Raw genomic sequence first — 25,535 nt, forward strand, 5'->3', positions numbered from 1 at the left:
GCCCGAGCAGGAAGTCCCCGTCGTCACCGGTTGCCCGATGCACGAAGGACGCATGCAGCCGCCGACCGCAGGCGGCGGCAACCGTGACTGGTGGCCCAATGAGCTCAATCTGAAGGTTCTGTCCGAGAACCCCGCCGAGGGCGATCCGAACGGAGCCGGGTTCGACTACGCTGCAGCGTTCGACACCCTGGATCTGGCCGAGGTGAAGGCCGACATCACCGCAGTCCTGCGCGACTCGAAGTCGTGGTGGCCCGCCGACTACGGCCACTATGGACCGTTCTTCATCCGCATGGCATGGCACGCCGCGGGCACCTACCGCGTCACAGACGGCCGCGGCGGTGCAGGCCACGGCATGCAGCGCTTCGCGCCGCTGAACAGCTGGCCGGACAACACCAGCCTCGACAAGGCGCGCCGTCTGCTGTGGCCGGTCAAGAAGAAGCACGGCGCCTCGCTGTCGTGGGCCGACTTGATCGTCCTTGCAGGCAACGTCGCCCTCGAGGACATGGGCTTCGACACCTTCGGCTTCGCGGGTGGACGCCCCGACAAGTGGGAGCCGGAAGAGGTCTACTGGGGCCCCGAGCGCGGCTGGCTCGACGACGAGCGTTACACCGGCGAACGTGATCTGGAGAACCCGCTCGCAGCCGTCCAGATGGGCCTCATCTACGTCAATCCCGAAGGCCCCAATGGCAACCCCGACCCGCTGCTCGCGGCGAAGGACATCCGCGAGACCTTCGCCCGCATGGCGATGAACGACGAGGAGACCGTCGCCCTCATCGCCGGTGGCCACACGTTCGGCAAGACTCACGGTGCGGGCCCCGCAGACAACGTCGGCCCGGAGCCCGAAGCTGCTCCGCTCGAGCAGATGGGCCTCGGATGGAAGAGCACGTACGAGTCGGGCAAGGGCGGCGACGCCATCACCTCCGGTCTGGAGGGCGCATGGAACAGCACCCCGACCACCTGGGACAACAACTTCTTCTGGACCCTGTTCGCGTACGACTGGGAGCTGACCAAGAGCCCTGCAGGCGCACAGCAGTGGGTGCCGGCGGGCGGCGCGAGCGCAAACAGCGTTCCCGACGCACATGACCCCGAGAAGCGCCACCAGCCGGTCATGCTGACCACCGACCTCGCCCTGCGTGAGGACCCGATCTACGGCCCGATCTCACGTCGCTTCCTCGACAACCCTCGCGAGTTCGCTGACGCGTTCGCTCGTGCATGGTTCAAGCTCACGCACCGCGACATGGGACCGCTCGCCCGCTACCGCGGCGCCGAGGTGCCCTCCGAGAAGCTGATCTGGCAGGACGTCGTCGACGCTCCGGGCGGTGCGCCGATCACCGACGCGGACGTCGCCGATCTGAAGGCACGGATTCTCGCCACCGGGCTGTCGGTCTCGCAGCTCGTCTCCACCGCGTGGGCGTCCGCCGCATCGTTCCGCGGCAGCGACTACCGGGGCGGCGCGAACGGCGCCCGCGTTCGACTGGAGCCGCAGCGCAGCTGGTCGGTGAACGATCCGCAGGCGCTGTCGGAGGTGTTGCCGGTCCTCGAGACCGTCGCCGAGGAGTTCAACGCCTCGTCGTCGACGACTGTCTCCGTGGCAGACGTGATCGTGCTCGCCGGCGCCGCAGCCATCGAGAAGGCGGCCGCCGCTGCCGGTCACGACGTGACCGTGCCGTTCGCAGGCGGTCGCGGTGATGCGACCCAGGAGCAGACCGACGTCGCATCGTTCACCGAGATGGAGCCCCGCTGGGACGGCTTCCGCAACTACGTAGCCGACGGTGTCGACACGCCTGCGGAGTACCTCCTGCTCGACCGCGCGTACCTGCTGCAGCTGACGCCGCCCCAGCTGGCGGTCCTCGTCGGCGGACTGCGTGTGCTCGGCGCGAACCACGGCGACTCGTCGCTCGGTGTGCTCACCGACCGTCCGGGAGTCCTGTCGAACGACTTCTTCGTCAACATGCTCGACATGGACGTCTCGTGGACGGACCAGGGCGACGGCACGTTCGTCGGCACCGATGCGTCCGGTGAGCAGAAGTGGACAGGCAGTCGTGCCGACCTCGTGTTCGGCGCCAACTCGCAGCTGCGCGGCGTCGCCGAGGTCTACGGCGCCGACGATGCGGGCCGCAAGTTCGTCGACGATTTCGTCGCCGCGTGGAATCACGTCATCAACGCAGATCGTTTCGACCTGCGCTGACGCTTGCCACACGCCGGGCCGGGTCCTTCATGGGCCCGGCCCGGCTGTTATTGTGGCGCGCGCTACATTGGCGGAATGAAACTCGGATTGCAGCTCGGATACTGGGGCGCACAGCCCCCGCACAATCACGCCGAACTCGTGGCGGCCGCCGAAGAGCACGATTTCGATGCGGTGTTCACCGCCGAGGCGTGGGGCTCGGACGCCTACACTCCCCTGTCCTGGTGGGGCAGTTCCACAGAGCGGGTCCGCCTCGGCACGTCGGTGATTCAGTTGTCCGCTCGCACACCCACCGCGTGTGCGATGGCCGCCCAGACGCTGGACCACCTCTCCGGAGGGCGTCACATCGTCGGGCTCGGCGTGTCCGGTCCGCAGGTTGTCGAAGGGTGGTACGGCCAGAAGTTTCCGAAGCCGCTCGCGCGCACCCGCGAGTACATCGACATCATGCGCCAGGTCTGGGCTCGTGAAGCGCCGGTGACCAGCGACGGACCGCACTATCGACTTCCGTTGGCGGGCGAGGGAACCACCGGACTCGGCAAACCGCTCAAGTCGATCGTGCATCCGCTCCGCAAGGACATCCCGATCTTCCTCGGAGCCGAAGGACCCAAGAACATCGCGCTGACTGCAGAGATCGCCGACGGCTGGCTGCCGCTGTTCTACACACCCCGCCTCGCCGACCAGTACAACGAGTGGCTGGACGAGGGCTTCAACCGTCCCGGCGCGCGCAACACCCGCGAGACGTTCGAGATCTGCGCGACTGCGCAGATCGTGGTGACCGACGACCCGGCCGCCGCATACGCCGGCATCAAGCCGTTCCTCGCGCTCTACATGGGCGGCATGGGCAGCGAGGACACGAACTTCCACGCCGAGGTATACCGCCGCATGGGTTACGGCGACGTCGTCGACGAGGTGACCGAACTCTTCCGCTCCGGCCGCAAGGCCGAAGCCGCAGCGATCATTCCCAACGAAGCGGTCGACGATTCGGCCATCATCGGCGACGAGGCGCACGTCCAGAAGGAGATCAAGCGCTGGGAGGCCGCGGGCGTGACGACGATGCTCGTCTCCCCCGGATCGCCTGCCGAAGTGGAACGACTGGCGGCTCTCGTCGCCGAGTGACTTCTCTCGCGTCTAGTGTGCGCCGGGTTACCCGCAAGGTGAACACAAAGTGAACACGCCGGTAATGAAAGTTGACGCGGGCTTTCTCGTTGGTTACATTTGTGTGGACTGAAGACGACGGAGGAGGACTCCACAATGCGTAACAACCGCACCAGTCCCACTATCGGCTCGACGATTCGCGTTTACGGACGCCGCATCAACCGGGCGATGAACATGAGCCACGCTGATCGCACGAACCTGCAGCTGTCCAACTCGCCGGTCTCGGTGCTCGGACCCACGCAGCGCCGCCGCTGACTCGCCTCAACACCCGCGAAGGGCCACGACCTCACCCGAGGTCGTGGCCCTTTTCGTTCTTCCCGAGGGTTACGACGGTCGCGGAATACCGCTTGTCAGGTGCCAGAAACCGCAGCGACACTCGTAACAACGCAGAGACGGACGCGCACGTGATGCGCGGCTGATGGCGAGAATCGCGCCCATCACCGCGGGATAGTCGTCGTACGCGATCTTCTCAGGCGTCGGGCAGGTGAACGTGACAGTCGGGACCTCGCGACGGCGTCGACGCGGACGGGCGTGCGCGGCCGCCGTCCTGTCCTCCATCCGCTGGTAGTACTCGCGAAGCTCGTCGTCGTCGAAGAGCGGCATCACAGCTCACTCCTCGTCGTACCGAGGGAGGACGCGGTACACGGTCATCTCCTTCGGCACACCCTTCGCACGGAATCGACGGCGCTTGACCACATACTTGTCAGCGTCGACGGCGGCGAGTGTCGCGTCACTGATGAACACCTCGCTCGCCCCGGCCGCATCGCACACGCGGGCCGCGATGTTGACGTCGACGCCGAGAAAGTCGTCGCCGACCGCGCGCGGCGCGCCGGTGTGCAAGCCTGCTCGCAATGCCGGACGATGCCCTGCGACGGTGATCGCGTTGACGGCTTCACCGCACTCGTAGGCAGCGGAGATCGCCTGTTCGGCGTCGACGAACACGGCCATCGTTCCGTCGCCGAGCGTTTTGACGACCTGTCCGCCCCGCCGTCGGATCACGCGCGCACACGCTTCGTTGACCTGGCCGATGAGGTCGAGCACGTGATCGTCGCCCGCGCGGAGCGCCCAGGTGGAGAAGCTGACAATGTCGGTGAACAGAATCGTCGCGGGCACAGGTGCGCTGTCGGGTGCAGGTCTGCGGCGTTCGACGATGTTCTGCCACACGGCTACCGATGCCAGTCCGAGCTCGCGTACCGCGCTCGGTCGGTCGGCGTTCGCGTCGCCGATCATCCGCGCGACTCGATCGGATGTCCGGTCGGTCTTCGGTGCGATCGTCTCCCCCGGCGCGAGACTGCGTGCGAATCGAGCGGCCTTCAGTGCCGCCTCGCTCGAATCCGTGCGGGTCAGAAAGTTGTTCGCCCGGTTCAACGACGACCACGAGGTGTCCTCTGGACTCGGCTCCGGGCGCGGTGGTGTCACGTACGAGATTCTACGGTGGGCAGATCGTCCGTGTCGTCGGTGCGTGCCGCATCACGACGGTTGGCGACGATGCTCGACAACGCGGACGCCCCGATGAATGCGACTCCGATCAGTCCGGTGACGAGTTCTGGCACCTCGAGATGGATGCTGACCAGCATGATCACAGCGAGAGCGCCGATCGCCCAGTGTGCACCATGCTCGAGGTAGCGGTACTCCGCCAATGTTCCCGCCCGCACCAGGTACACGGTGATGGACCTCACGAACATCGCGCCGATGAATCCGAGTCCGAGCGCGATGAGGATCGGATCCGAGGTGATCGCGAACGCGCCGATCACACCGTCGAACGAGAACGACGCGTCGAGGACCTCGAGGTAGAGGAACAGGAAGAACCCCGCCTTGCCGACCGCCTTGACCACCTCGGTGGCGCCGGCGCGGCCCTCGTCCGGATCGCCCTGGTCGATCAGTCCCGTGAGCCCGTTGACGAGCAGGTATGTGAACAGGCCGAGCACCCCTGCGGTGAGCACGCCGACGAGGTGATCGGATTCTGCGAACTGTGCCGCGATGACCAGCGCTCCGAGGGCCAGGATCGTCGATGCGTTCGGCAGTCTTCCGACCTTCGTCAGCGGGTCCTCGATCGGCGAGAGCCAGGTGATCCCGGAGTCGTCGAACAGGAAGTCGAGAAACAGCATGAGCAGGAACATTCCGCCGAACGCCGCGATCTGTGGGTGAGCATCAGTCAGGAGTGTCTCGTAGCTCGCGGACCCGTCAGGGAAGTGTGATGCTCCGTCCGCGGGAGGATTGAGCGCAAGATCCATCGCGTCGACCGGGTTGAGCCCGGACGTCGCCCACACGATGGCGAGCGGGAACACCAGACGCATGCCGAACACCGCGATGAGGACACCGACGGTCAGGAAGATCCGCTGCCAGATCGGGCTCATCCGTTCGAGGACGGTGGCGTTGATGACGGCGTTGTCGAACGACAGCGAGATCTCGAGGATGCCGAGAATGGCGGCCACGGCGACCCCGGCCCAACCTCCGTAGAGGAAGGCGACGATCAGCGCGACGACGGTGACGGCGATCGACGCCCCGAAGATTCGGAAGGTGGTCATCGGAGCCTTTCTGCCTCGTCAGCCATCCGAACAAGCTCGTCGGCCATCGAGGCCAACGAGGCCTGGTCGGCGTTCTCGGCGAGCGCGGTACGGATGTCTTCGGCGGCGCATCGGAGTTCGAACAGTCGATCGCCGAGAGCTTCGGCCTCGGCCGCCGACAGGATGAGGGCGTCGCCGGGAATAGCCGTGCCCTCCAGGAGTGTTCTCTGTTCGTAAGCGCGTTGACGGCACGATCGTTTGCAGTATTTCCGCCGTCGACCAGTCTCGGAGTCGACCATCTGCCGACCGCACCATGCGCAGGCGTACGGCCGCTTGCGAGTCGACGTCTCTGACACGCTTGCCTACGTTACCGGCCCAGACGGCCCGGTCCGCGCATCACTCGCGCGGGACGCGTAGAATAGTCGAACCACTGTCTTTTGAGAGGACCCATGAATGGCTGATCGAGTACTGCGCGGTAGCCGGCTCGGAGCGGTGAGCTACGAGACCGACCGCGACCACGACCTCGCACCGCGGCGGATCGTCCAGTACCGCACCGACAATGGTGAGATCTTCGACATCCCGTTCGCCGACGACGCCGAGATCCCGTCGAAGTGGCCGTGCAAGAACGGCATGGAGGGCACCATCCTCGAAGGCGCCGAGCCGGAGGAGAAGAAGGGCAAGCCGCCACGCACCCACTGGGACATGCTGCTGGAGCGTCGTTCGGAAGAGGAACTGGAAGTTCTGCTCGCCGAGCGTCTCGACCTGCTCAAGCAGCGTCGCCGCGGCGGCACCGCATAACACCGCGAAACAAAGAGTGAGGCCCCGTCGAAAGACGGGGCCTCACTCATCTGTCTGGTCGCTCAGCGGCGGAATCGAGCGGTGCGGCCTTCGATGCCCCAGCGGGCGACTTTCAGGAACGACTCGGCGATCACGCCGCCGTCCATCTTCGACTCGCCGATGGCACGTTCGGTGAACGTGATGGGGACTTCGCGGATCACGAACCCGGCCTGCATGGTGCGCCAGGCGAGATCGATCTGGAAGCAGTAGCCCGCGGAATCGACCTGGTCGAGCCGGATCTTCTCGAGGACCTCACGACGGAACGCCCGGTAACCGGCGGTGATGTCCTTGATCTTGGATCCGAGTGCCAGACGCGCGTAGGTGTTCGCGCCCTTCGACAGCACCTCGCGCCGCTTCGGCCAGTTGACCAATGCACCGCCGGGGACGTAACGCGAGCCGATGACTAGGTCAGCGCCTGCGTTGATCTCGTCGAACAGCCGGTGCAGCTGCTCGGGAGCGTGACTGCCGTCGGCGTCCATTTCGACGATCACGCGGTAATCGCGGTCCAGGCCCCACGCGAAACCCGCGAGGTAGGCCTTGCCGAGGCCGTCCTTCGCCGTGCGGTGCATCACGTGGACACGGCCCGCGGCGTCGTCCGCTGCAAGCTGATCGGCGACGTCACCGGTCCCGTCGGGACTCGAGTCGTCGACCACCAGCACGTGGACGTCGGACATCGCGTCGAGCAGGCGTCCGACGATCAGGGGCAGATTCTCACGTTCGTTGAATGTGGGAATGACGACGAGCGCCCCCGCGCCCCGCTGTCCGATCACTTCCTGACCGCTACCGCTCATCGTGCTCCTTCATCCCTCCGGCCGGTCGGCGTCGACCGGCGAACACATCGAGGTTAGTCGCTCGCATCAGTGCGTACAAAAAACCGACCACCAAGATCAGCAGTATCGCGCGTTCCGGCCAGGCCCCGAGTCGGACCGCAACGGTGCGTCCGTCGCGCAGTTCCAGCGGACTCTGCAACAGGGCGGGTTCGAAGAGCTCACTCTGGTCGATGATCGTTCCGTCGGACCGGATCAGGGCGCTGAGTCCACTGGTCGAGACGACGGCGACGTCGCGGCCGGTCTCAACGGCGCGGATGCGCGACATCGCGAGCTGCTGGCTGCTCATCTCGGTGAGCCCGAACGTCGCATTGTTGGTCGGTACGTACAGGAGTTGTGCGCCGTCGTCGATCGCTTGACGTGGGGAACGGTCGAATGCGACCTCCCAGCACGTCGAGACGCCGAGACGAACTGGCCCCTCAGACGTCTGAACGGTGAGGATCGCGGGTCCGGTGCCCGGACGGAAGTCGCCTGCACGATCGGCGTACGACGAGAAGTGCCGGAAGAATCCCCGCCACGGGAGGTACTCGCCGAAGGGCTGGATAATGTGCTTGTCGTAGCGGCCAGACGGATCGGAGTCGGCGACCCTGTCTGTGACCCCCCACAGCAGGACTGAGTTGGACGGCCGACCGTCGTCGTTCGGCACGAGGGTGCCGAGCACGATCGGCACACCGGCGGAGGTCGCCGCTGAGCGAATCAACTCGGCGGCGTCCGGGTTCAGCGACGGTGGGATGTCGGATGCGTTCTCCGGCCACAGCACGATCTCGGGTTGAGGGCGGCTGCCGTCTCGAACCTGGCGGGCGAGTTCCATCGTCTGTTCAACGTGGTTGTCGAGCACTGCACGACGTTGTTCGTTGAAGTCGAGGCCGAGTCGCGGAACGTTGCCCTGAACGGCGGCGACCTCGATCGACCCCGTTGCATGCGTTCCGGGTGCACCGACCAAGCTCATCACCGCGCCCGCGATCAACGAGGCTACGACCACCGCGGCACCCGCGGCCGGGCGCAGACGCCCGCCGCTCCCCCGCTTCAGATCGATAAGAGCAAGGGCGCAAGCACCGACGCCGGCTCCGACGATCGCGACCAGGAACGAGAGCCCCGGTGCTCCGACGAGAGACGTCAACGGAAGAAGCAGGCCGGTCGTCTGACTGAATGCCGCTCGTCCCCACGGGAATCCACCGAACGGGAACGACGAACGGATCGCTTCGACTCCGACCCAGGCGACGGCGAACCATACAGGCGCGCATCGCAGGCGCATGGTGAGCGTTGCCACAGCGCCGAACGCGGCCAGATAGAGGGCCATCACCACCGCCAGAGCAAGCCATGGCAGCGGGCCGACGTACTCCCCGATCCACGGCAGGAGCGGCACGAAGAACGCGACGCCGAACACGAACCCCGACAGTGCGCCGACTCGAATCCTGGGGCGCCCGACACGCAGGACTGCGTAGAGCACTGCGAGCGACAGCGGAGCAAGGAACCAGAGGTCACGCGGCGGAAATGCGGCGTACATCAGCCCTCCGGACGCGGCCGACGCTAGAAGTCGCCACGCCCAGCCGGGAAGCCTCACGCAGTCGGCCGCTCGTAAATGGTGACGCCGGCAGCGACCGTCCGCACGCATTCGGGCAGTCGCGCACCGGGTGCGACGTCCGGGAGCGCCGGAACGCGTGACCTGGGATCGGTCGACCAGCGCTGGACACCGGCGTGGGAGGCGGCGACGACGAGTTCGTCGACATCCCAGACCGCGTAATGTGCGGGGGCGCCCGGCACGAGTGTGCCGGTGAGCCCGTCGTTGACACCTCCGGCGCGCCATCCGCCACGCGTGCAGGCGGCGAACGCTGCACGCGGCGAGATCGCGTTGGTAGGTGTGTGGTGATGCGCGGCGGCACGAATGGTCGCCCACGGGTCGATGTCGCAGACCGGGGCGTCACTGGAGAACGCGAGGGCCACACCGGCTTTGGCGAGTCCGGCGAAGTTGTTGAGCGTCGGAGCCCGATCGCCGAGCCGCTTGATGTACAGGGCGTCGTCCCCGCCCCATTCGTCGTCGAACAGCGGCTGCATACTCGCCACCACACCGCATCGTGCGAACACCTCCGCCTGCTCCGCGGTGACCATCTCGGCATGTTCGAGACGGTGGGCACATCGTGCGAGCGCGGGAGTGCCGAGTTCGTCGGCGACGAGGGTCATTGCGGCCGCGACAGCCGCGACGGCTCCGTCGCCGATCACATGGAACCCGGCCTGCACACCTGCGAGGGTGGTGGCGCGCAGATGGTTGGCGATGGTCTCCTCGTCGAGGTAGCTCACCCCGAACTCACCCGGTGCATCGCTGTACTCCGCGCTCAGCCACGCGGTGCGCGACCCGAGAGCGCCGTCGACGAACAGGTCTCCGCCGATGCCGTCGGCACCCATCGCGGAGACGACTGCGCGCGCCTCCTCCAGCGTGCTGACCGGCTGGCCCCAGTATCGGCGCACCGTGACGCCGTGGTCGAGGTCGGCGAGCGAGCGGAAGTCGTCGACCCCGCTGATATCGGGGCCGCCGTTCTCGTGAACGGCGACGACACCGCGTGACGCCGCGTGGTCGAGCGCCTTGATCTGTGCATCGTGGCGAGCTTCGGGAGTGATGAGCGCCCGTGCCGCAGCACGGACACGATGGTGGGCGTCAGCGACGAGCGGTCCCTGCGCGTCGAAACCGGTGACGGCCTCGATGCCGTGAACGAGCTCCCGCAGTGCGGTAGAGGCCGCTGCCGAATGCTCATCGACACGCGCCAGGTAGACCGGGCGTCCACCAGCCACGCGATCGATGTCGTCGGTGGTGGGCGGCATGTCGTCGTCGGGTCGGTCTCCGGACCAGGCGGACGCGTCCCATCCGAGACCCCACACGATCGCCTGATCGGAGTCGGCGACGTGCGCGGCGAGCCGATCGAGGCAGTCTGTTCGGCTCGTCGCGTCGGTCAGGTCAAGGCCGGTGAGTCGAAGCCCCATGTCGGTCAGATGAACGTGCGAGTCGACGAACGCCGGTGCGACGAAGTGGCCATCGAGGTCGACCACCTCGGCGTCCGGATGCAGCGCCCGGCCCACATCGTCGGTCCCGACCCAGACGACGACTCCGTCAGTGATCGCGAGTGCAGTGGCATCGGGGACGGCCGGCGAGGAATAGACCATTCCACCGACCAGAAGCTGTGTGGTCACACCCTCGATTGTGTCAAAGGCCCGGCGAGCGCGCCGTCAGGGTTGGGTGACCGGCGACTGCGGCAGCCGGGGCAGGTCGATGTAGACGCTTCCGTCCGGGTTGCGGGGCGTGATGTCGACCACGTCGGACGTCTGGTCGACGACGTCTCCCTCGACGGTTCCGTCCACGTAACGACGGCCCATGCCACCGGGGACCCCGGCGACGACGAACGACGCGCGTCGGACGAGGCTCCGCTCAACGGCAGGCGCGAGCATGCGACGGACCGGCGGTGTCATCAACACGAGTCCGACCATGGTCGACACCACACCCGGAAGGATCGTGAACAACGCGGCACCGGCGAACAACGCAGCGTCGGACGCGGGTTCCCCGTCTGTCGGCTCGCGACGGGAGGCTCGTCGAAGATCTGCGGTGAGCCCGCGAGCGCGACGGCCCAGGACAGCGAAGCCGACCGCCGCAGCGCCCAGGGTGATGAGCAACGCCCACCCGAAGCCGAGGAAGTAGGTCAACGCTGCGAACGCCGCGATCTCCACGACGACGTAGCCCGCGAGTAGAAGCCTGATCATGTCCGTGTCTCTCTGTCGTGTCACGTGCGCTTGTCTGTAGCTACAACGCTTGCGTCCACAAAAGAGTTCCCTTCGACTCGCTCCGCTCGCTCACGACAAGCCCTTCGACTCGCTCCGCTCGCTCACGACAAGCCCGCGCTAGCTCTCGGTGCGCTCCTCGATGTCGCCCTCGGCGTCGAGATACACGCGACGAAGCTCGTCGAGGAGTTCGGCGGGAGGCTCGTGCCACATGTCGCGCTCCACGGCTTCGAGGAGCCGCTCGGAGATCCCGTGCAGTGCCCACGGGTTGGACTGCTGCAGGAACTCTCGGTTGGTCTCGTCCAGAACGTACTGCTCGGTGAGCTGTTCGTACATCCAATCGGCGACGACGTCGGTCGTGGCGTCGTACCCGAACAGGTAGTCGACCGTCGCCGCCATCTCGAACGCGCCCTTGTAGCCGTGCCGCCGCATGGCCGACAACCAGCGCGGGTTCACCACGCGAGCCCGGAACACCCGTGAGGTCTCCTCGTGCAGCGTGCGAGTGCGCACCGCGTCGGGGCGGGTCGAGTCACCGATGTAGGCCTCCGGGTTCGATCCGGTGAGCGATCGGACGGTGGCGATCATCCCTCCATGGAACTGGAAGTAGTCGTCGGAGTCGGCGATGTCGTGCTCTCGGGTGTCGGTGTTCTTCGCGGCGACGGCGATCCTGCGGTACGCCGCACGCATGTCGTCGACCGCGGCGACACCGTCGAGTTCGCGGCCGTACGCGTAGCCTCCCCACTCGGTGTAGACGGCCGCGAGGTCGTCATCGGTCCGCCACTGCTTCGAATCGATCAACTGCAGGAGTCCAGCCCCGTACGTGCCCGGCCGAGAGCCGAACACGCGAGTCGTCGCGCGTCGCGCGTCGCCGTGCTCGGCGAGCGCCGCCCGAGCATGGGCAGCCACGAAGTTGTCGGAGTCCGGCTCGTCGGCGTCGGCGGCGAGGCGCACGGCGTCGTCGAGCATGGTGACCACATGTGAGAAGGCGTCGCGGAAGAACCCGGAGATGCGGATCGTCACATCGATGCGCGGGCGGCCCAGCTCAGCGAGCGGGACCAATTCGACACCTGTGATGCGGCGAGACATCTCATCCCACACGGGTGCCACACCGAGGAGCGCGAGGATCTCGCCGACGTCGTCGCCCGAGGTCCGCATCGCGCTGGTTCCCCAGACCGACAGTCCCACTGACGCCGGATACTCGCCGTGATCGGCGAGGTACCGTTCGACGAGCGAGTCGGCCATCGCGCGGCCGGTCTCGAAAGCCAACTGCGACGGGACCGCTTTGGGGTCGACGGAGTAGAAGTTGCGACCCGTCGGGAGCACGTTGATTAGACCGCGAAGCGGGGAGCCGCTCGGCCCGGCCTCGATGAAACCGCCGTCGAGCGCGTGGAGCACCTGGTCGATCTCGCGACTCGTCTGACGCAGCCGTGGAACCACCTCGGTGGCGGCGAACGTGAGGATCTCTCCCACCTCGTCCGGATGATCGGCCGCCGCAGCGGCGACGGCCTCCGTCGACCAGTCGTCGTCGGCGCATGTCGACACGAGGTCGCGAGCGATCTGCTCCACACGATCGACGTCGCCGCGCGACGAGTCGTTCTCGACCAGACCGAGTGCTTCGCGCAGGCCCGGCAGGCTCTGCGAACCACCCCACAGCTGACGGGCCCGGAGCATGGCGAGGACCAGGTCCACTTCGGTCTCGGCGTCCGGCGCCTGGCCGAGCACGTGGAGACCGTCGCGGATCGCGGCATCCTTGATCTCGCACAGCCATCCGTCGACGTGCAGGAGCATGTCGTCGAACACGTCCTCCTCCGGCCGTTCCGCGAGGCCCAGGTCGGCGTCCATCTTCGCTGCGGTCAGGAGGGTCCAGATCTGCTGTCGGATGGCTGGCAGCTTGCCCGGATCGAGTGCCGAGATGTTCGCGTGCTCGTCGAGAAGCTGCTCGAGGCGGGAGATGTCGCCGTACGACTCGGCCCGGGCCATCGGCGGAATCAGGTGGTCGACGAGGACAGCGTGCGCTCGACGCTTGGCCTGCGTGCCCTCGCCGGGGTCGTTGACCAGGAATGGGTAGATCAGCGGAAGATCGCCCAGCGCAGCATCGGTGCCGCAGTCCGCCGACATCCCGAGGGTCTTACCGGGCAGCCACTCCAGGTTGCCGTGTTTGCCGACGTGGACGACGGCATCGGCTCCGAAACCCCACCCGTCGGTGTCGGCCCGCGATGCGAGCCAGCGGTAACTCGCCAGGTAGTGGTGACTCGGCGGCAGGTCCGGATCGTGGTAGATCGCGACGGGGTTCTCGCCGAACCCGCGGGGCGGTTGAACCAGGAGCACGATGTTCCCGAACGTCATGGCGGCGATCACGATGTCGCCGTCCGGATTCGCCGACCGGTCGACGAAGAGCTCGCCGGGTGGCGGTCCCCAATGCTCGATGACCGCTCCGCGGAGACCGTCGGGCAGCGTCTGGAACCAGCGGGTGTAGTCGGCCGCGCCCACCCGGATCGGATTGGCCGCCAGTGCCTCCTCTGTGAGCCAGTCGGCGTCCTGGCCTCCGGCGTCGATCAGTGCGTGCATCAGTGCATCGGGATCGTCGGCATCCGGGGTCGCGCCGAGGCCCGGCACGTCGCCGGCGACCTGGTAACCGGCGTCGCCGAGCGCCCTCAGCAGATGAACGAGGCTGCGCGGGGTGTCGAGGCCGACGGCGTTGCCGATTCGTGCATGCTTCGTCGGGTAGGCCGACAACAGCAGCGCGATGCGGCGCTCCGTCGCGGGGAGGTGACGCAGCCGAGCGTGCCGGACGGCGATTCCTGCGACGCGCGCGCAGCGCTCGACGTCGGGCGCGTAGAACGGCAGACCGTTCTCGTCGAACTCCTTGAACGAGAACGGCACGGTGATGATCCGGCCGTCGAACTCGGGTACCGCGACCTGGCTAGCGACGTCGAGCGGCGACACCCCGTCGTCCTGGGACTCCCAATCGTCACGCGACGATGTGAGGCACAGCCCCTGCAGGATCGGAATGTCCAGAGCCGCAAGACGTTCGACGTTCCATGCTTCGTCGTCTCCGCCTGCGCCCGCCGTGGCCGGCGTGGTGCCGCCTGCCGCGAGCACAGTCACGATCAATGCGTCGAAGGTGCCGAGATGTGCGATCAGTTCGTCGTCGGCGGCACGCAGCGAGGCGCAGAACACCGCTTCTGCTTGCCCGCCGTGGTTCTCGATCGCGGTGCACAGGGTGTCGACGTACTCGGTGTTTCCAGCGAGGTGCTGGGCGCGGTAGTACAGGACGCCGACGCGCGTGTCGACTGCGCTCGATGAACCGGAAGACTCGCTCGACCGGTCGGAAGACTCGCTTGATCGGCCGGAAGAGTCGCTTGACCGGCCGGACGGGGTGCGTTCCAGGACTCCCCAGGCGGGAGTCTCGACGGGAGGAGCGAAGCCGAGACCGGTGAGCAGCACGGTGTCGGACAGGAAGTCGTGCACGGCGGCGAGGTTCGCGTGACCGCCTGCGACGAAGTAGCTGTGGGCCTGAGCGGCGACGCCTGTCGGAACCGTCGACATGGCCATCAGGTCCGGGTCGGGATTGAGTTCACCGGACAGGACGATCACCGGAACCTGCTGGGCAAAGACGGCGTCCAGCCCCTCTTCCCACGCCCGTCGACCACCCAGGATTCGGACGACGACGAGATCGGCGCCGTCGATGAGGGCGGGGATCTCGTCGAGCAGGATGCGGCTCGGGTTCGCCACCCGGTAGTCGGCGCCGCAGGTGGCGGCGGTGCGCAGATCGGTGTCGGACGTGGACAGCAGCGTGATCACGGCGTACTCCTCGCCGGGAATACGCGCCCGGCATCGTGGGGACGGCCGAGGCTTCTCGGCCTGACGACGTGGGTCTGGCTCGGACCGGCGAATGAACACCGGGTCCTCACAGTGGCGCGACCGCGCCGGTTTCACACCGGCTTCCACATCGAGTTCGCCGCCAATCGTAGCCAGCCCGGCGACAACTAGGCTGAACGGGTGAGCATTCCCGCAGACCGCTGCCCCGGTGTCTTCCGGACCCACCAGGCCGCCGACGGCGCGTTGGCCCGGATTCGGGTGCCGGGCGGCGTGATCGCGTCCGAAGCTCTCGACGCCCTCGCGCTGGCGGCTGACGAGTTCGGAGACGGCACCATCGAACTGACGGTCCGCGGAAACCTCCAGGTCAGGGGGATCGCAGAGAACGATGTCGCGGCGTTCGCGGAGGCCGTGATCGCGGCGGGCCTCGCGTCGGACTCGGCCCATGACAGGGTCCGCAACGTGATCGTCTCTCCGTTCAGCGGCAGGGTCGGCGGGCTCGCCGACCTGCGGCCTTTCGCGGATGCACTCGTCGACGCCCTGGTGGCCGCTGACTGGTCGGCGGTCCTGTCGGGCCGGTTCTGGTTCGGCTTGGACGACGGACGCGGCGACGTCCTCGCCAGGACGACGGACGTCGCGGGTGTCGCGGTCGACTCGGACCACGCCGTCGTCGTGATCGGCGGCTCACACGTCATCGGACCGGTACCGCTGCGCGATCTTCCCGATCAGATGGTCGCGGTCGCTCGGGCGTTCCTCGACGTCGCCGACGGTGCGTGGCGGATCTCCGACCTCGACGAGGACCGTCGTACCACGTTGTTCTCCACCCTCGGGGCATCGGCCGAGGGGCCGCTGCCGGTGTCACGTCATCCCGAACCCCGTGTCGGATGGTTCGACCAGACCGACGGCCGCGTGATGCTCGGTGCAGTTGTGCCGTTCGGCAACCTCAGCGCCGAACAAGCGCGATACGCGGCCGCGATCGGAGTGCATGTGTCGATCACGACCGAACGCGAGATCTTGATCGGTGACCTCGACGAAGCGGTCGCCGAAACCGTCGTCCGAGTGCTGGCTCCCCTGGGTTTCATCTTCGACTCCCGCTCCCCCTGGACCACGCTCACCGCGTGCACAGGATCACCCGGCTGTGCGAAGTCGGCCGCCGATGTCCGGACCGCCTTGCGCGATCACGTCGCGGACCTCGACCCGGACGCCGATGCACCGCCGCATGGACACTGGATTGGATGTGATCACGGCTGCGGATCTCCGGCTCGGAGCCATATCCGCGTCCTCGCATCCGCCGACGGCACCCTTCGACGTGTCGACTAGCTCCTTCTGTCGCGCCCTGTCGTTTGTTGAGCGCAGTTGATTGTCGAGCGCAGTCGAGATTGTGTCGACGAACCGAACCTCAACCGTGTTCGGTCAGAACGGGGGCGTCTTGACTGCGCTCGACGGGCCGGCTGGTCGTTCCCGTGTGCGGCGGTTGTGGGCCCGCATTCTCATGCGGTACCGGTGTTTGGCGTCGGTACGCGTCCGCGGGCGCCCCGGGTCTGACTCGGCGGTCGGCCGCGAGGTTGTCGGGGCGTCGTGGTGGACGCACGGGAGGAGCCCGAGTTCGGGCAGCAGCCAGTGGTTCAATGCCCGCGACCGGACGGTGATGCCTTCCGGGGTGGTGGTCTCGGTCCAGATCACACCGTTGGCGTCGACGATCTGATCGTCGAGCCAGCCGTTGACAAACGTCTTCAGACCGTGGTGGAACCGGCACTTCGGATTGAGGTTGCACGGACACGTCGGACCACCCGCGGCCGGGTCGTCGTGGTTGTACTCGGCGACATGATCCAGATCGCACCGGTAGGCGGGCATATCGCACCCCGGGTGGGTGCACCTGCCGTGCACCGCCCGCACGAGGGCGTCGCACGCCGCGGTCGGCCGGTACCCGTTGCTCGGCTGTGACGCCCCGCCCAGCAGGTCGGTGACGTCGAGGTCACGGACCACGGTATCGGTGTCGGCGGCGATGTCGCGGGCATGCTCGGCGGTGATCGGACCGAACCCATCCAGGTAGGCGGGGATATCGGACTCCCCGGTCAGCGACTCCCGCCGAGCCACCACATGCAGTACGACTGTCGCCAGACGGGCCGCACCATCGACGCCCGCCCGGGACGGGCAGTCGTCGCCCGCGCACTGGCAGGCGAAGACCTTGCCGGTGAGCAGCGCGATCACCGCGTCCGAACGCCGCACAGCCTTGCCACGCGGATCATCCGGGCACACGCCCGCGATGATTGCATCGATCGAGTCCTGCGCCAGACGAACGTCCTCGACCGATCCTGTCACCCGCAGATCGGCCAGAGTCCCGTCAACCGGCTCCACCACGACCTTCTTGCGGGGCTTGGCGGCCTCACGAGCCGCCTGGGCGGCATCGGCGTCGTGTTCGGCGACAACAGCAGCGATGATCTCGGTCACCCGCGGACCGGTCAGATTGCCCGCGCCACGGAGTCGGTCGGCGGCCTCTGCGTCGATCACCGCGAGGACATCGGTGTCGACGACTGCAGCGGTCTGATCGAGAGCCAGACGGAACTGCGTGGGCGTGAGGAGACCCCCACGCAGCAACTGTCCGATGGCCGGGACACGTTCCATGCACGAGACAGCCTCGTCGACGAACTTCTCCCCGGTGTGCTGACGAACCCCACGCACAGTCGCGTACGACGCGGCGACCTGACACAGCGGGTCGTACAGGTTGGTGAACGCACCCGTGTCGACGGTCTGGGCAAGGCGCCGTTGGTAGACGCGGTAGATCGCCTCGTACTGATCCCACAAGACCATGCCCTGGAACAGATCGGACCGGGCAGCGAACAACATCAATGCCGCATCAGTGGCATCGGACCCTTCAGCAAGGTCCGGCATCACCATCCGGAAGACGAACATCCCGCCTTCGACGGTGAGCGTCGCCCCGGCCTGATCGGCGAGTGTGGTGTTCATATCAACCCCCTGATTCGAACGTACATTCGATTATAATCCGACATTTCGGTGCGGTCAATAGACTTTCTGACCGAATCTGCGACTGCTGTGCCACTGCTCTCGCGGTGGACGTCGCCCGAATAAGGGGATGGTGTCGTCGGGTGGTGTTGACCTTCAGGTGGGTTGAGGCTTGAAGATGGGCGCGTGGACGATTCCGAACTCATGGCGATCGGCGCCTTCGCTCGACGAACCGGCCTGACCGCGAGCGCATTGCGCTTCTACGCAGACGCCGGCCTGCTTGTCCCCGCGAGGACCGATCCCTCCTCTGGATACCGCTTCTACGCGCTCGAGCAGGTGGATCGCGCACGACTGGTCCGCCGCCTCCGGGACGTCGACATGCCGCTGTCGGCCGTCGCCGACGTACTCGACGCCGGGCCGGAGCACGCGGCGCGGCTCGTCGACGACCACATCGACCACGTTGTGAATGCCGCTCGCGCAGCGGCCGCCTATGCCGAGGAGATCAAAGCCGATCTCGGCCACCATGTCCGACAGACCTCATCGATGGCGCTCACCGTCAACGGGCCGGTGACCGCTGCGGCGATCGATCAGGTACTCACGGCCGCCGCGAGCGACGGGCTTCTCCGGGCCCTCGCCGGCGTACGGTTCGATGCCGAGTCCACCGGAGTCACCATCACCGCGACGGATCGATATCGGCTGGCGACAAGAACGCTGCCCACGCTGGACCCGACGGCTGTCGAATGGTCCGTCACCGTCGACGGCGATGACCTCCGGCTGTGCCTGGCCGACCTCCGCCGGTCCCCTCGGGCGCACATCGAGGTAGGACCGCGCGACATGCGCATCACGTCGAAGGGCGGAATCGACCGTCGATGCCGCCTGATCGACGAACCGTTTCCCGATCATCGCGCCATGCTGGACGCACTCCCCGCCGTCACCACTCGGGTCGCCGTCGGCACGTCGGCGATCCGACGCGCCCTGGAAACGACGTCGGCAGACGTCGTCGCGGTACGGGTCGGCCGGGCCGGTGTCGAGTTGGGCGGATCGGGGAACACCACGACGATCGACGCGACCGTCGACGGCGACCCGACCGACGTCTGGTTCGAACTGAGAACTCTGTACCCGGCCGTGAGCTCGGCGATCGGAGCCGACGTGCTGATCGATCTTCGCGGCCCGGACATGCCCGCCACCATCCGATCCGCGGACGGCGGTGACCTGACTGCCCTCGTGATGCCCACGCGGCCGCCCGTCGACGGCTCAACCCATCCCGACTGACAGGACTTCTGATGACAACTCCCGAAACAGACCGCACGATGGCCGCGATGTCCGACGCAGTGATGCGTGGACGCACCGGAGACGTCGCCGGTGCACGCACCGATCTCCTGGCCGTCTGGGCTGCCACCGGTTCCGGCGGCGACGCACTCCACAGGTGCACCCTCGCGCACTATCTCGCCGACTTGTACACCGATCCCGCGCAATCACTCGTGTGGAACGTTCGGGCGCTCGACGCGGCGGACGCCCTGACCGACGAACGCGTCGCCGAACACGCGGACGGTGTCACGGTCGCGGGTTTCTACCCTTCGCTCCACCTCAATCTGGCCGACGACTTCCGGCGTCTGGGCTTGTTCGACGCCGCCCGCGAACACCTGGCGGCGGCGCGCGCAGCGTCGCCTGAACTCGGATCAGACGGGTACGGTCGAATGATTCGGCAGGCTATCGACGAAGTCGGCACGGCCGTGGACGCAGGTGACACCACGCCCCGCGCCTCGGCGCCAGGACCGACCTGATTCCGCCGCACGCAGCCCGCGTACCCACGGCAGTGGCCGTGTGCGGGCACTCAGTAGTGTCGAACGCACTATGACCGACTACATCCGAGACGGCGCGGAGATCTATCGCCAGTCATTCGCAACGATCCGCGCGGAGTCGGATCTGGCCCGCTTCCCCGCGGACCTCGAACCAGTTGTCGTACGCATGATCCATGCGTCGGGACAGATAGACCTCGCAGCTGACGTGGCCTTCTCCCCCGGTGTCGTCGCCGCCGCACGCGGCGCACTCGAAGCAGGCGGACCGATCCTGTGCGACACGAACATGGTCGCGTCCGGCGTCACCCGCCTCCGACTGCCTGCCGACAACGATGTGCGTTGCCACCTGCGTGAACCCGGAATCTCTGACATCGCGGAACGGATCGGGAACACTCGCACGGCGGCGGCGCTCGAGTTCTGGCGCGACGACCTCGAGCGGTCTGTCGTGGCGATCGGGAACGCGCCCACTGCCCTGTTCGCGCTGCTCGACCTGATCGACGACGGTTGGCCGCGACCGGCGGCGATCATCGGTGCACCGGTCGGATTCATCGGGGCCGCCGAATCGTGCGCAGCGCTCGCCGCCCGCGCGGATCTCGAGTTCATCACCGTGACCGGCCGACGCGGCGGGTCGGCGATCACCGCGGCCGCTCTCAACGCACTCGCGAGCCCCGTCGAATGAAGGGCAGTCGAATGAACGGCAAGCTGTGGGGTGTCGGACTCGGTCCCGGCGACTCCGAACTCGTGACGGTCAAGGCCGCGCGAGTCATCGGCGATGCGGACGTCATCGCGTTCCACTGTGCGCGGCACGGGAACTCGATCGCGCTCTCGGTAGCTCAGCCGTATTTGCGCGAAGGCCAGATCCACGAGCGTCTCATGTACCCGCTCACCGTCGAGACCACCGATCATCCCGGCGGATACGCCGGTGCGATGGCCGACTTCTACACCGAGAGCGCGGCGCGTCTGGCCGCGCACCTCGACGCCGGGCGGACCGTCGTGGTTCTCGCCGAGGGTGATCCGCTGTTCTTCAGTTCGTACATGCACATGCACAAACGGCTCGTCGACCGATTCGACGCCGAGATCATTCCGGGCGTCACGTCGGTGAGTGCGGCGTCGGCGGCGGTCGGAATCCCGCTTGTGGAGGGCGAGGAGACGCTCACCGTGCTCCCCGGTACCGCGGAACCGGGTGAACTGATCGCGCACATGCGGTCGGGCAAGGCGCTGGCGATCATGAAGTTGGGTCGCACCTTCGTGAAGGTCCGTGATGCTCTCGAGTCGGCAGGCAGGCTCGACGAGGCATGGTATGTCGAGCGTGCGTCGACCGATCGACAGCGAGTCGAGCGTGTGGTCGACGTCGATCCCGAGTCCGTCCCGTACTTCTCGCTCATCGTCGTTCCGGGTGGACGCAACAACCCCTACGCGGGACAGTCGGATGCGTCTGCGGGTGAAGTCGTCGTGGTGGGACTCGGCCCGGGGCCCGTCGAACAGACCACACCGCAGGTCGCCGCAGAGATCGCCGCAGCCACCGACCTGGTCGGGTACACGACGTACCTCCGAAGGGTCACTCCTCGGCCGGGTCAGCGGGTGCACGCCAGCGACAACCGGGTGGAGGCCGAAAGGGCCGAGTTCGCCCTCGACCTCGCCGCCCGCGGCGCGCGCGTGGTCGTCGTGTCGTCCGGTGACCCGGGCGTGTTCGCGATGGCCTCGGCGGTCAGCGAAGTGGCTGCCGAGCCCCGGTGGCACGACGTCGCGGTGCGTGTGGTGCCGGGAGTGAGCGCCGCTCACGCGGTCGCCGCCGCCGCCGGCGCTCCGCTCGGTCACGACTTCGCGGTCATCTCGTTGTCGAACCTTCTCAAACCGGACGCCGTCATCGAGAACCGTCTGCGTCACGCGATCGCCGCCGATCTCGCCGTCGCGATCTACAACCCGGCGTCGTCGAAGCGGACCGAGCAGATAGTCCGTTTGAAAGAACTGCTGACGGAGTTGGTTCCGGCCGATCGGGTGATCATTCAGGGGCGCGACGTCGGCGGACCGGGCGAGAAGGTCACCGTCACCACCGCTGCCGGTTTCGAGCCTGCCACCGTCGACATGCGGACGTTGGTGATCGTCGGTTCCTCAACCACGACGGCGGTGCCCCGATCAGCCGGCGACCTGGTCTTCACACCGCGTCACTACAGCTGAGCCTGCAGCCACACCACGGCCTCGTCGACTGTCGAGACGCGCTGGATGCCGTCAGATTCCGCTGGGCGATCGACCACGATCACCGGCAGTCCGAGTTCGCGGGCGGCGGCCAGCTTCGCTGAGGTCAATGATCCGCCGCTGTTCTTCGTGACCACGACCTCGATCCGATGCCGACGCATCAGGTCGAGTTCGCCGTCCAGCGTGTACGGGCCGCGCGAGCGCAGCACCTCGTGGTGTGGCGGCAGGGTGCGCTCGGGTGGATCGACGACCCGGATCAGAAACCACGAGTCCGCGACGTCGGCGAACGCCGACACGTCTTGACGTCCGGTGGTGAGGAAGACGCGGCGCCCGCCCACGGCAGCGGCGGCGGCACCGATTGTCGGGACCCGCGTCCAGACGTCGCCCGGCCCTTCGACCCATTCGGGTCGGGTGAGTCGAAGGTGGGGCACCCCCTCGTCGGCAGCGGCCGCATGCGCATTGGGCGTGATCCGCGCCGCGAACGGGTGCGTCGCGTCGACCACGGCACGGACGCCGTTGTCCCGCATGAACTCCGCGAGGCCACGCCGTCCGCCGAAGCCGCCGATGCGCACGGCGCCGACGGGCAGTCGCGGCGATGCGACACGTCCTGCGAGTGAACTCACGACGTCGACACCGTCGTCCACGAGGGTCTTCGCGAGAGCCCGAGCCTCACCGGTTCCGCCGAGGATCAGAACGTCAGCCATCGGTGCGCAGTTTGGTCATGCGGGCCTGCGAATACAGGTAACTGTCGACGAGGTCTGGATGGGCGGCGCCGTCGAGCGCACGTCCGACGAAGATCACCGCCGTCTTGGTGATGCCGGCCGCTGCGAGCGCCGCAGTGAGCTCGGCGAGCGGTGCACGGACCACGAGCTGATCGCTGCGCGAGGCGAAGGCGACAGTCGCCGTCGGACAGTCCGAACCATAACTGTCCGCGAGAGCCTCCACGATCTGCTCGGTGCGGTGAGCCGCCAGGTGGAGGGCGAGCGTGACGCCGCTGCGTCCGACGGCCGCCAAGTCCTCGCCCGGAGGCATGTCGGTCGACAGGGTCGAGACTCGCGTGATCAAAAGGCTCTGACCGACGCCGGGCACGGTCAACTCGGCGTCGATAGCGGCCGCTGCTGCTGCGAACGCAGGCACACCCGGCACGAGTTCGTACGGGATGTCGAGCGCGCGGAGACGGCTCAGTTGTTCGGTCATCGCCGAGTACAGGGAGAGATCACCCGAATGCAGACGTGCGACATCGTGTCCCGCGGCATGGGCCTTCGCGATCTCCGCGACGATGCGGTCCAAAGGCATCCTCGCCGTGTCGATCGTGACAGCACCGGCGGGCAGACGCTCGAGCAGTTCCGCAGGAACGAGCGAACCAGCGTAGAGGCAGGTCCGGCACTCGGCCAGGCGCTGCGCACCGCGAACGGTGATGAGGTCGGCAGCGCCGGGGCCTGCGCCGATGAAGTAGACGGTCACGAGAGTCCGGCTCCTGATTCCTTGACGGCCGTCCACTGGACGATGGGGAGTGCGGGGCGCCATGCGGTCGACCGCCCCAGCGGCGCGGCCCGTTCGACGCTCACTCTGATCAGGTCGCCACCGCGTGCACCGGCCGCCTCCACGAGGAGTCGTTCGGTCTCGATGGTGACGGCGTTGGCGACGATGCGGCCGCCGACGCGCAGCGCCGACCAAGCGGCGTCGAGGACGTCAGCAGTCATTCCGCCGCCGATGAACACGGCATCAGGCGTGGGGGCGCCGCCGAGTGATGCGGGGGCTCCACCTCGCATCTCGTAACGGTTTCCGACTCCGTGCCTGCATGCGTTCGCCATGGCGACGGCAGCACGGTCGGTGTCCGACTCGAACGCGACGACGCGCCCCGTGCGCAGCTGGCGCAGCCATTCGATGCCGATACTCCCCGATCCCGCGCCGACGTCCCACAGGAGGCGTCCCTCTGCGGGCGCGAGAGCACTGACCGTGAGGGCCCGGATCGGCTGTTTCGTGAGCTGTCCGTCGTTCGCGAAGTGGCTGTCGGGCAGTCCCGGCGCCCGGGAGACGGCCGGTCCGACACAATCCACGGCGACGACGTTGAGAGCGGGCGCACCGTCGTTCCAGACGTCGGCGCGGCCGGTGACGACGTGTTCGGCGACCCCGCCGAGATCGCCGAGGACCGTCATCTCGGAGGAGCCGAAGCCGAGAGACCTGAGCAGTTCGGCGACCTGTGCAGGCGTGGACCCGTCACGAGAGAGGACAAGAAGACGTGAGCCGTCCGTGAGATGCAGCGCGAGCGTCTCGACCGGCGCCGTCACCAGACTGACGACCATTGTCGATACGAGATCCCAGCCGAGTCTGGCGGCGGCGAGTGACACGCTCGACGGCGACGAATGCACGGTCACCCGGTCGGGCCCCACAAGCCGTACGAGCGACGCCCCGACGCCGTGGAACATCGGATCGCCGCTGGCCAGGACGTGGACGACGTCGGCGCCGCCGATCGATGCGGCCAGCGAGGCGAGGTGCTCGGACATCGGACTGCGCCACGGTGTCCGGACCGCGGTGAGATCGGCCGGAAGCAGGTCGAGCTGACGAGCCGAGCCGTATACGTCGGTGGCCGCCTCCAACGAGCGCCGAGCAGTCGGCGACAACGACTCCCACCCGTCGGCGCCCATGCCGACGACGACGAACCGACCGGTCACCGCGGCATCCGCCGCCAGATCGCGCGAGGCACGAAGCGGGTGGCGAAGCCCACGAGGCTCAGACGGCGTGGAATCCACACTTCGCGGCGTCCCTTGCGGTACGCGACTGCCACCGCGTCGGCCACGTCGTCCGGCGTCAACGACATGGGTGCCGGTTTGACGCCGGACTCCATCAGATCCTTGGTCATTGCGCCGACGACGAACCCTGGACGGGCGAGGAGCACTCGCACACCGCTCCCGTGCAGGGCGTCGGACAGTCCACTAGCGAACCCGTCGAGGCCCGCCTTGGTGGAGCCGTACACGTAGTTGCCTTTGCGGACCCGCACGCCGGCGATCGACGAGTAGACGATGATCGTCCCGGACTTCTGCCGGCGAAGTGCCACGGCCAACGGTGTGATGACACTGATCTGTGCGTAGTAGTCGGTGTGAGCGATCTGCAGTGCGTGTTCGACGTCCGTCTCGGCGCGCGAGGCGTCGCCGAGGATGCCGAATGCGATGATCGCCGCCTCGATCAGCCCGTGATCTGCGACGATCCGTTCGACGAGTGCGGAATGGCCGGAAACGTCATCGGCATCGAAGTCGATCGTGTGGACGTCGGATGCGCCCGCCGCGAGCAGGATCCGACTCTCGACCGTCAGGTCGTCGGGCCGTCTGGCCGCGAGGACCACACGTTTGCCGGAGGCGAGCCGAGCAGCAGTGGCGACGCCGATCTCACTGCGTCCGCCGAAGAGCACAATGGTTCCCACCCCTGCAGTATTCCAGCGTGTCCACTCCGGGCGACGGCCGGGCGGCGTCTGACCGGCTCC

Annotated in this window: 23 protein-coding genes and 1 riboswitch; of the genes, 9 read left to right on the forward strand and 14 right to left on the reverse strand. The window is 67.3% G+C overall.

Annotated features, from left to right (window positions below):
- The first annotated feature begins 37 nt into the window (after positions 1 to 37).
- The 3 genes from katG (at position 38) to WFK36_RS08480 (ending at position 3,595) form a co-directional block, all read left to right on the forward strand.
- Complete coding sequence (gene katG, locus WFK36_RS08470) at positions 38 to 2,188, forward strand: catalase/peroxidase HPI (RefSeq protein ID WP_336791914.1); 2,151 nt, start codon at positions 38 to 40, stop codon at positions 2,186 to 2,188.
- Between the two features lie 75 nt (positions 2,189 to 2,263).
- Positions 2,264 to 3,301, forward strand: a complete 1,038-nt coding sequence (locus WFK36_RS08475; protein ID WP_008376274.1) for an LLM class F420-dependent oxidoreductase — start codon at positions 2,264 to 2,266, stop codon at positions 3,299 to 3,301.
- A gap of 135 nt (positions 3,302 to 3,436) precedes the next feature.
- Positions 3,437 to 3,595, forward strand: coding sequence for a hypothetical protein (locus WFK36_RS08480; protein ID WP_008376272.1), 159 nt, complete (start codon positions 3,437 to 3,439; stop codon positions 3,593 to 3,595).
- 69 nt (positions 3,596 to 3,664) lie between these two features.
- Here WFK36_RS08480 and WFK36_RS08485 read toward each other — a convergent pair whose 3' ends face one another.
- The 4 genes from WFK36_RS08485 to WFK36_RS08500 are packed head-to-tail and all read right to left on the reverse strand — an operon-like array spanning position 3,665 to position 6,146.
- On the reverse strand, positions 3,665 to 3,943 hold the full coding sequence (locus tag WFK36_RS08485; RefSeq protein ID WP_040519329.1) for a hypothetical protein: 279 nt from the start codon (positions 3,941 to 3,943) through the stop codon (positions 3,665 to 3,667).
- A gap of 6 nt (positions 3,944 to 3,949) precedes the next feature.
- Positions 3,950 to 4,759: an adenylate/guanylate cyclase domain-containing protein gene (locus WFK36_RS08490; RefSeq protein WP_336791317.1), complete on the reverse strand. Its 810-nt coding sequence runs from the start codon at positions 4,757 to 4,759 to the stop codon at positions 3,950 to 3,952.
- Positions 4,756 to 5,868: a DUF475 domain-containing protein gene (locus WFK36_RS08495; protein ID WP_336791318.1), complete on the reverse strand. Its 1,113-nt coding sequence runs from the start codon at positions 5,866 to 5,868 to the stop codon at positions 4,756 to 4,758. Before WFK36_RS08495 ends, WFK36_RS08490 begins: the two co-directional genes overlap by 4 nt.
- Positions 5,865 to 6,146 (reverse strand): hypothetical protein, encoded by a 282-nt coding sequence (locus WFK36_RS08500; RefSeq protein ID WP_336791915.1) that lies wholly within the window; start codon positions 6,144 to 6,146, stop codon positions 5,865 to 5,867. The genes WFK36_RS08495 and WFK36_RS08500 overlap by 4 nt, the downstream gene beginning before the upstream one ends.
- A gap of 154 nt (positions 6,147 to 6,300) precedes the next feature.
- Between WFK36_RS08500 and WFK36_RS08505 the strand changes: the two genes are divergently transcribed.
- Positions 6,301 to 6,645, forward strand: coding sequence for an RNA polymerase-binding protein RbpA (locus tag WFK36_RS08505; RefSeq protein ID WP_008376263.1), 345 nt, complete (start codon positions 6,301 to 6,303; stop codon positions 6,643 to 6,645).
- A gap of 62 nt (positions 6,646 to 6,707) precedes the next feature.
- On the opposite strand, the gene WFK36_RS08510 is transcribed toward WFK36_RS08505, so the two are convergent.
- From WFK36_RS08510 to cobN, 5 genes are all read right to left on the reverse strand, one after another.
- Entirely contained in the window at positions 6,708 to 7,475 is a 768-nt protein-coding gene (locus WFK36_RS08510; protein WP_336791319.1) for a polyprenol monophosphomannose synthase, read from the reverse strand.
- Entirely contained in the window at positions 7,465 to 9,018 is a 1,554-nt protein-coding gene (gene lnt, locus WFK36_RS08515) for an apolipoprotein N-acyltransferase (RefSeq protein ID WP_336791320.1), read from the reverse strand. The genes WFK36_RS08510 and lnt overlap by 11 nt, the downstream gene beginning before the upstream one ends.
- Before the next feature lie 53 nt (positions 9,019 to 9,071).
- Positions 9,072 to 10,694, reverse strand: a complete 1,623-nt coding sequence (locus tag WFK36_RS08520; RefSeq protein ID WP_336791321.1) for an amidohydrolase — start codon at positions 10,692 to 10,694, stop codon at positions 9,072 to 9,074.
- A gap of 36 nt (positions 10,695 to 10,730) precedes the next feature.
- Positions 10,731 to 11,258, reverse strand: a complete 528-nt coding sequence (locus tag WFK36_RS08525; protein ID WP_336791322.1) for an FxsA family protein — start codon at positions 11,256 to 11,258, stop codon at positions 10,731 to 10,733.
- A gap of 138 nt (positions 11,259 to 11,396) precedes the next feature.
- Positions 11,397 to 15,080 (reverse strand): cobaltochelatase subunit CobN, encoded by a 3,684-nt coding sequence (gene cobN / locus WFK36_RS08530; RefSeq protein WP_336791323.1) that lies wholly within the window; start codon positions 15,078 to 15,080, stop codon positions 11,397 to 11,399.
- A gap of 48 nt (positions 15,081 to 15,128) precedes the next feature.
- Positions 15,129 to 15,267, reverse strand: a riboswitch (cobalamin riboswitch).
- A gap of 11 nt (positions 15,268 to 15,278) precedes the next feature.
- Here cobN and cobG point away from each other — a divergent pair.
- Entirely contained in the window at positions 15,279 to 16,415 is a 1,137-nt protein-coding gene (gene cobG, locus WFK36_RS08535) for a precorrin-3B synthase (RefSeq protein WP_336791324.1), read from the forward strand.
- A 93-nt stretch (positions 16,416 to 16,508) separates the two neighbouring features.
- Here cobG and WFK36_RS08540 read toward each other — a convergent pair whose 3' ends face one another.
- Positions 16,509 to 18,062: an HNH endonuclease signature motif containing protein gene (locus WFK36_RS08540; RefSeq protein ID WP_336791325.1), complete on the reverse strand. Its 1,554-nt coding sequence runs from the start codon at positions 18,060 to 18,062 to the stop codon at positions 16,509 to 16,511.
- Between the two features lie 183 nt (positions 18,063 to 18,245).
- Between WFK36_RS08540 and WFK36_RS08545 the strand changes: the two genes are divergently transcribed.
- The 4 genes from WFK36_RS08545 to WFK36_RS08560 all read left to right on the forward strand — a co-directional run bounded on the left by WFK36_RS08545 (position 18,246) and on the right by WFK36_RS08560 (position 22,036).
- On the forward strand, positions 18,246 to 19,331 hold the full coding sequence (locus tag WFK36_RS08545) for a DNA polymerase III subunit beta family protein (protein WP_336791326.1): 1,086 nt from the start codon (positions 18,246 to 18,248) through the stop codon (positions 19,329 to 19,331).
- A gap of 11 nt (positions 19,332 to 19,342) precedes the next feature.
- Positions 19,343 to 19,843, forward strand: a complete 501-nt coding sequence (locus WFK36_RS08550) for a hypothetical protein (protein ID WP_336791327.1) — start codon at positions 19,343 to 19,345, stop codon at positions 19,841 to 19,843.
- Between the two features lie 70 nt (positions 19,844 to 19,913).
- The gene (locus tag WFK36_RS08555; protein WP_008376245.1) at positions 19,914 to 20,537 is read left to right on the forward strand and encodes a precorrin-8X methylmutase; all 624 of its coding nucleotides are present in this window, start codon (positions 19,914 to 19,916) and stop codon (positions 20,535 to 20,537) included.
- An 11-nt stretch (positions 20,538 to 20,548) separates the two neighbouring features.
- Positions 20,549 to 22,036, forward strand: a complete 1,488-nt coding sequence (locus WFK36_RS08560) for a precorrin-2 C(20)-methyltransferase (RefSeq protein ID WP_336791328.1) — start codon at positions 20,549 to 20,551, stop codon at positions 22,034 to 22,036.
- On the opposite strand, the gene WFK36_RS08565 is transcribed toward WFK36_RS08560, so the two are convergent.
- Genes WFK36_RS08565 through WFK36_RS08580 form a run of 4 tightly spaced genes read right to left on the reverse strand, consistent with a single transcriptional unit; the run spans position 22,027 to position 25,475 of the window.
- On the reverse strand, positions 22,027 to 22,758 hold the full coding sequence (locus tag WFK36_RS08565) for a cobalt-precorrin-6A reductase (RefSeq protein ID WP_336791329.1): 732 nt from the start codon (positions 22,756 to 22,758) through the stop codon (positions 22,027 to 22,029). The two genes, WFK36_RS08560 and WFK36_RS08565, sit on opposite strands and share 10 nt — an antisense overlap.
- Positions 22,751 to 23,518: a cobalt-precorrin-4/precorrin-4 C(11)-methyltransferase gene (locus tag WFK36_RS08570; RefSeq protein ID WP_336791330.1), complete on the reverse strand. Its 768-nt coding sequence runs from the start codon at positions 23,516 to 23,518 to the stop codon at positions 22,751 to 22,753. The genes WFK36_RS08565 and WFK36_RS08570 overlap by 8 nt, the downstream gene beginning before the upstream one ends.
- Positions 23,515 to 24,729, reverse strand: a complete 1,215-nt coding sequence (gene cbiE / locus WFK36_RS08575) for a precorrin-6y C5,15-methyltransferase (decarboxylating) subunit CbiE (protein WP_336791331.1) — start codon at positions 24,727 to 24,729, stop codon at positions 23,515 to 23,517. Before cbiE ends, WFK36_RS08570 begins: the two co-directional genes overlap by 4 nt.
- A complete protein-coding gene (locus WFK36_RS08580; RefSeq protein WP_336791332.1) occupies positions 24,726 to 25,475 on the reverse strand; it encodes an SDR family NAD(P)-dependent oxidoreductase in 750 nt (249 codons plus the stop codon). The genes cbiE and WFK36_RS08580 overlap by 4 nt, the downstream gene beginning before the upstream one ends.
- Between the last annotated feature and the right edge of the window lie 60 nt (positions 25,476 to 25,535).

This window comes from Gordonia malaquae, assembly GCF_037148075.1.
In the GTDB taxonomy this organism is placed as follows: Bacteria; Actinomycetota; Actinomycetes; order Mycobacteriales; family Mycobacteriaceae; genus Gordonia; species Gordonia malaquae.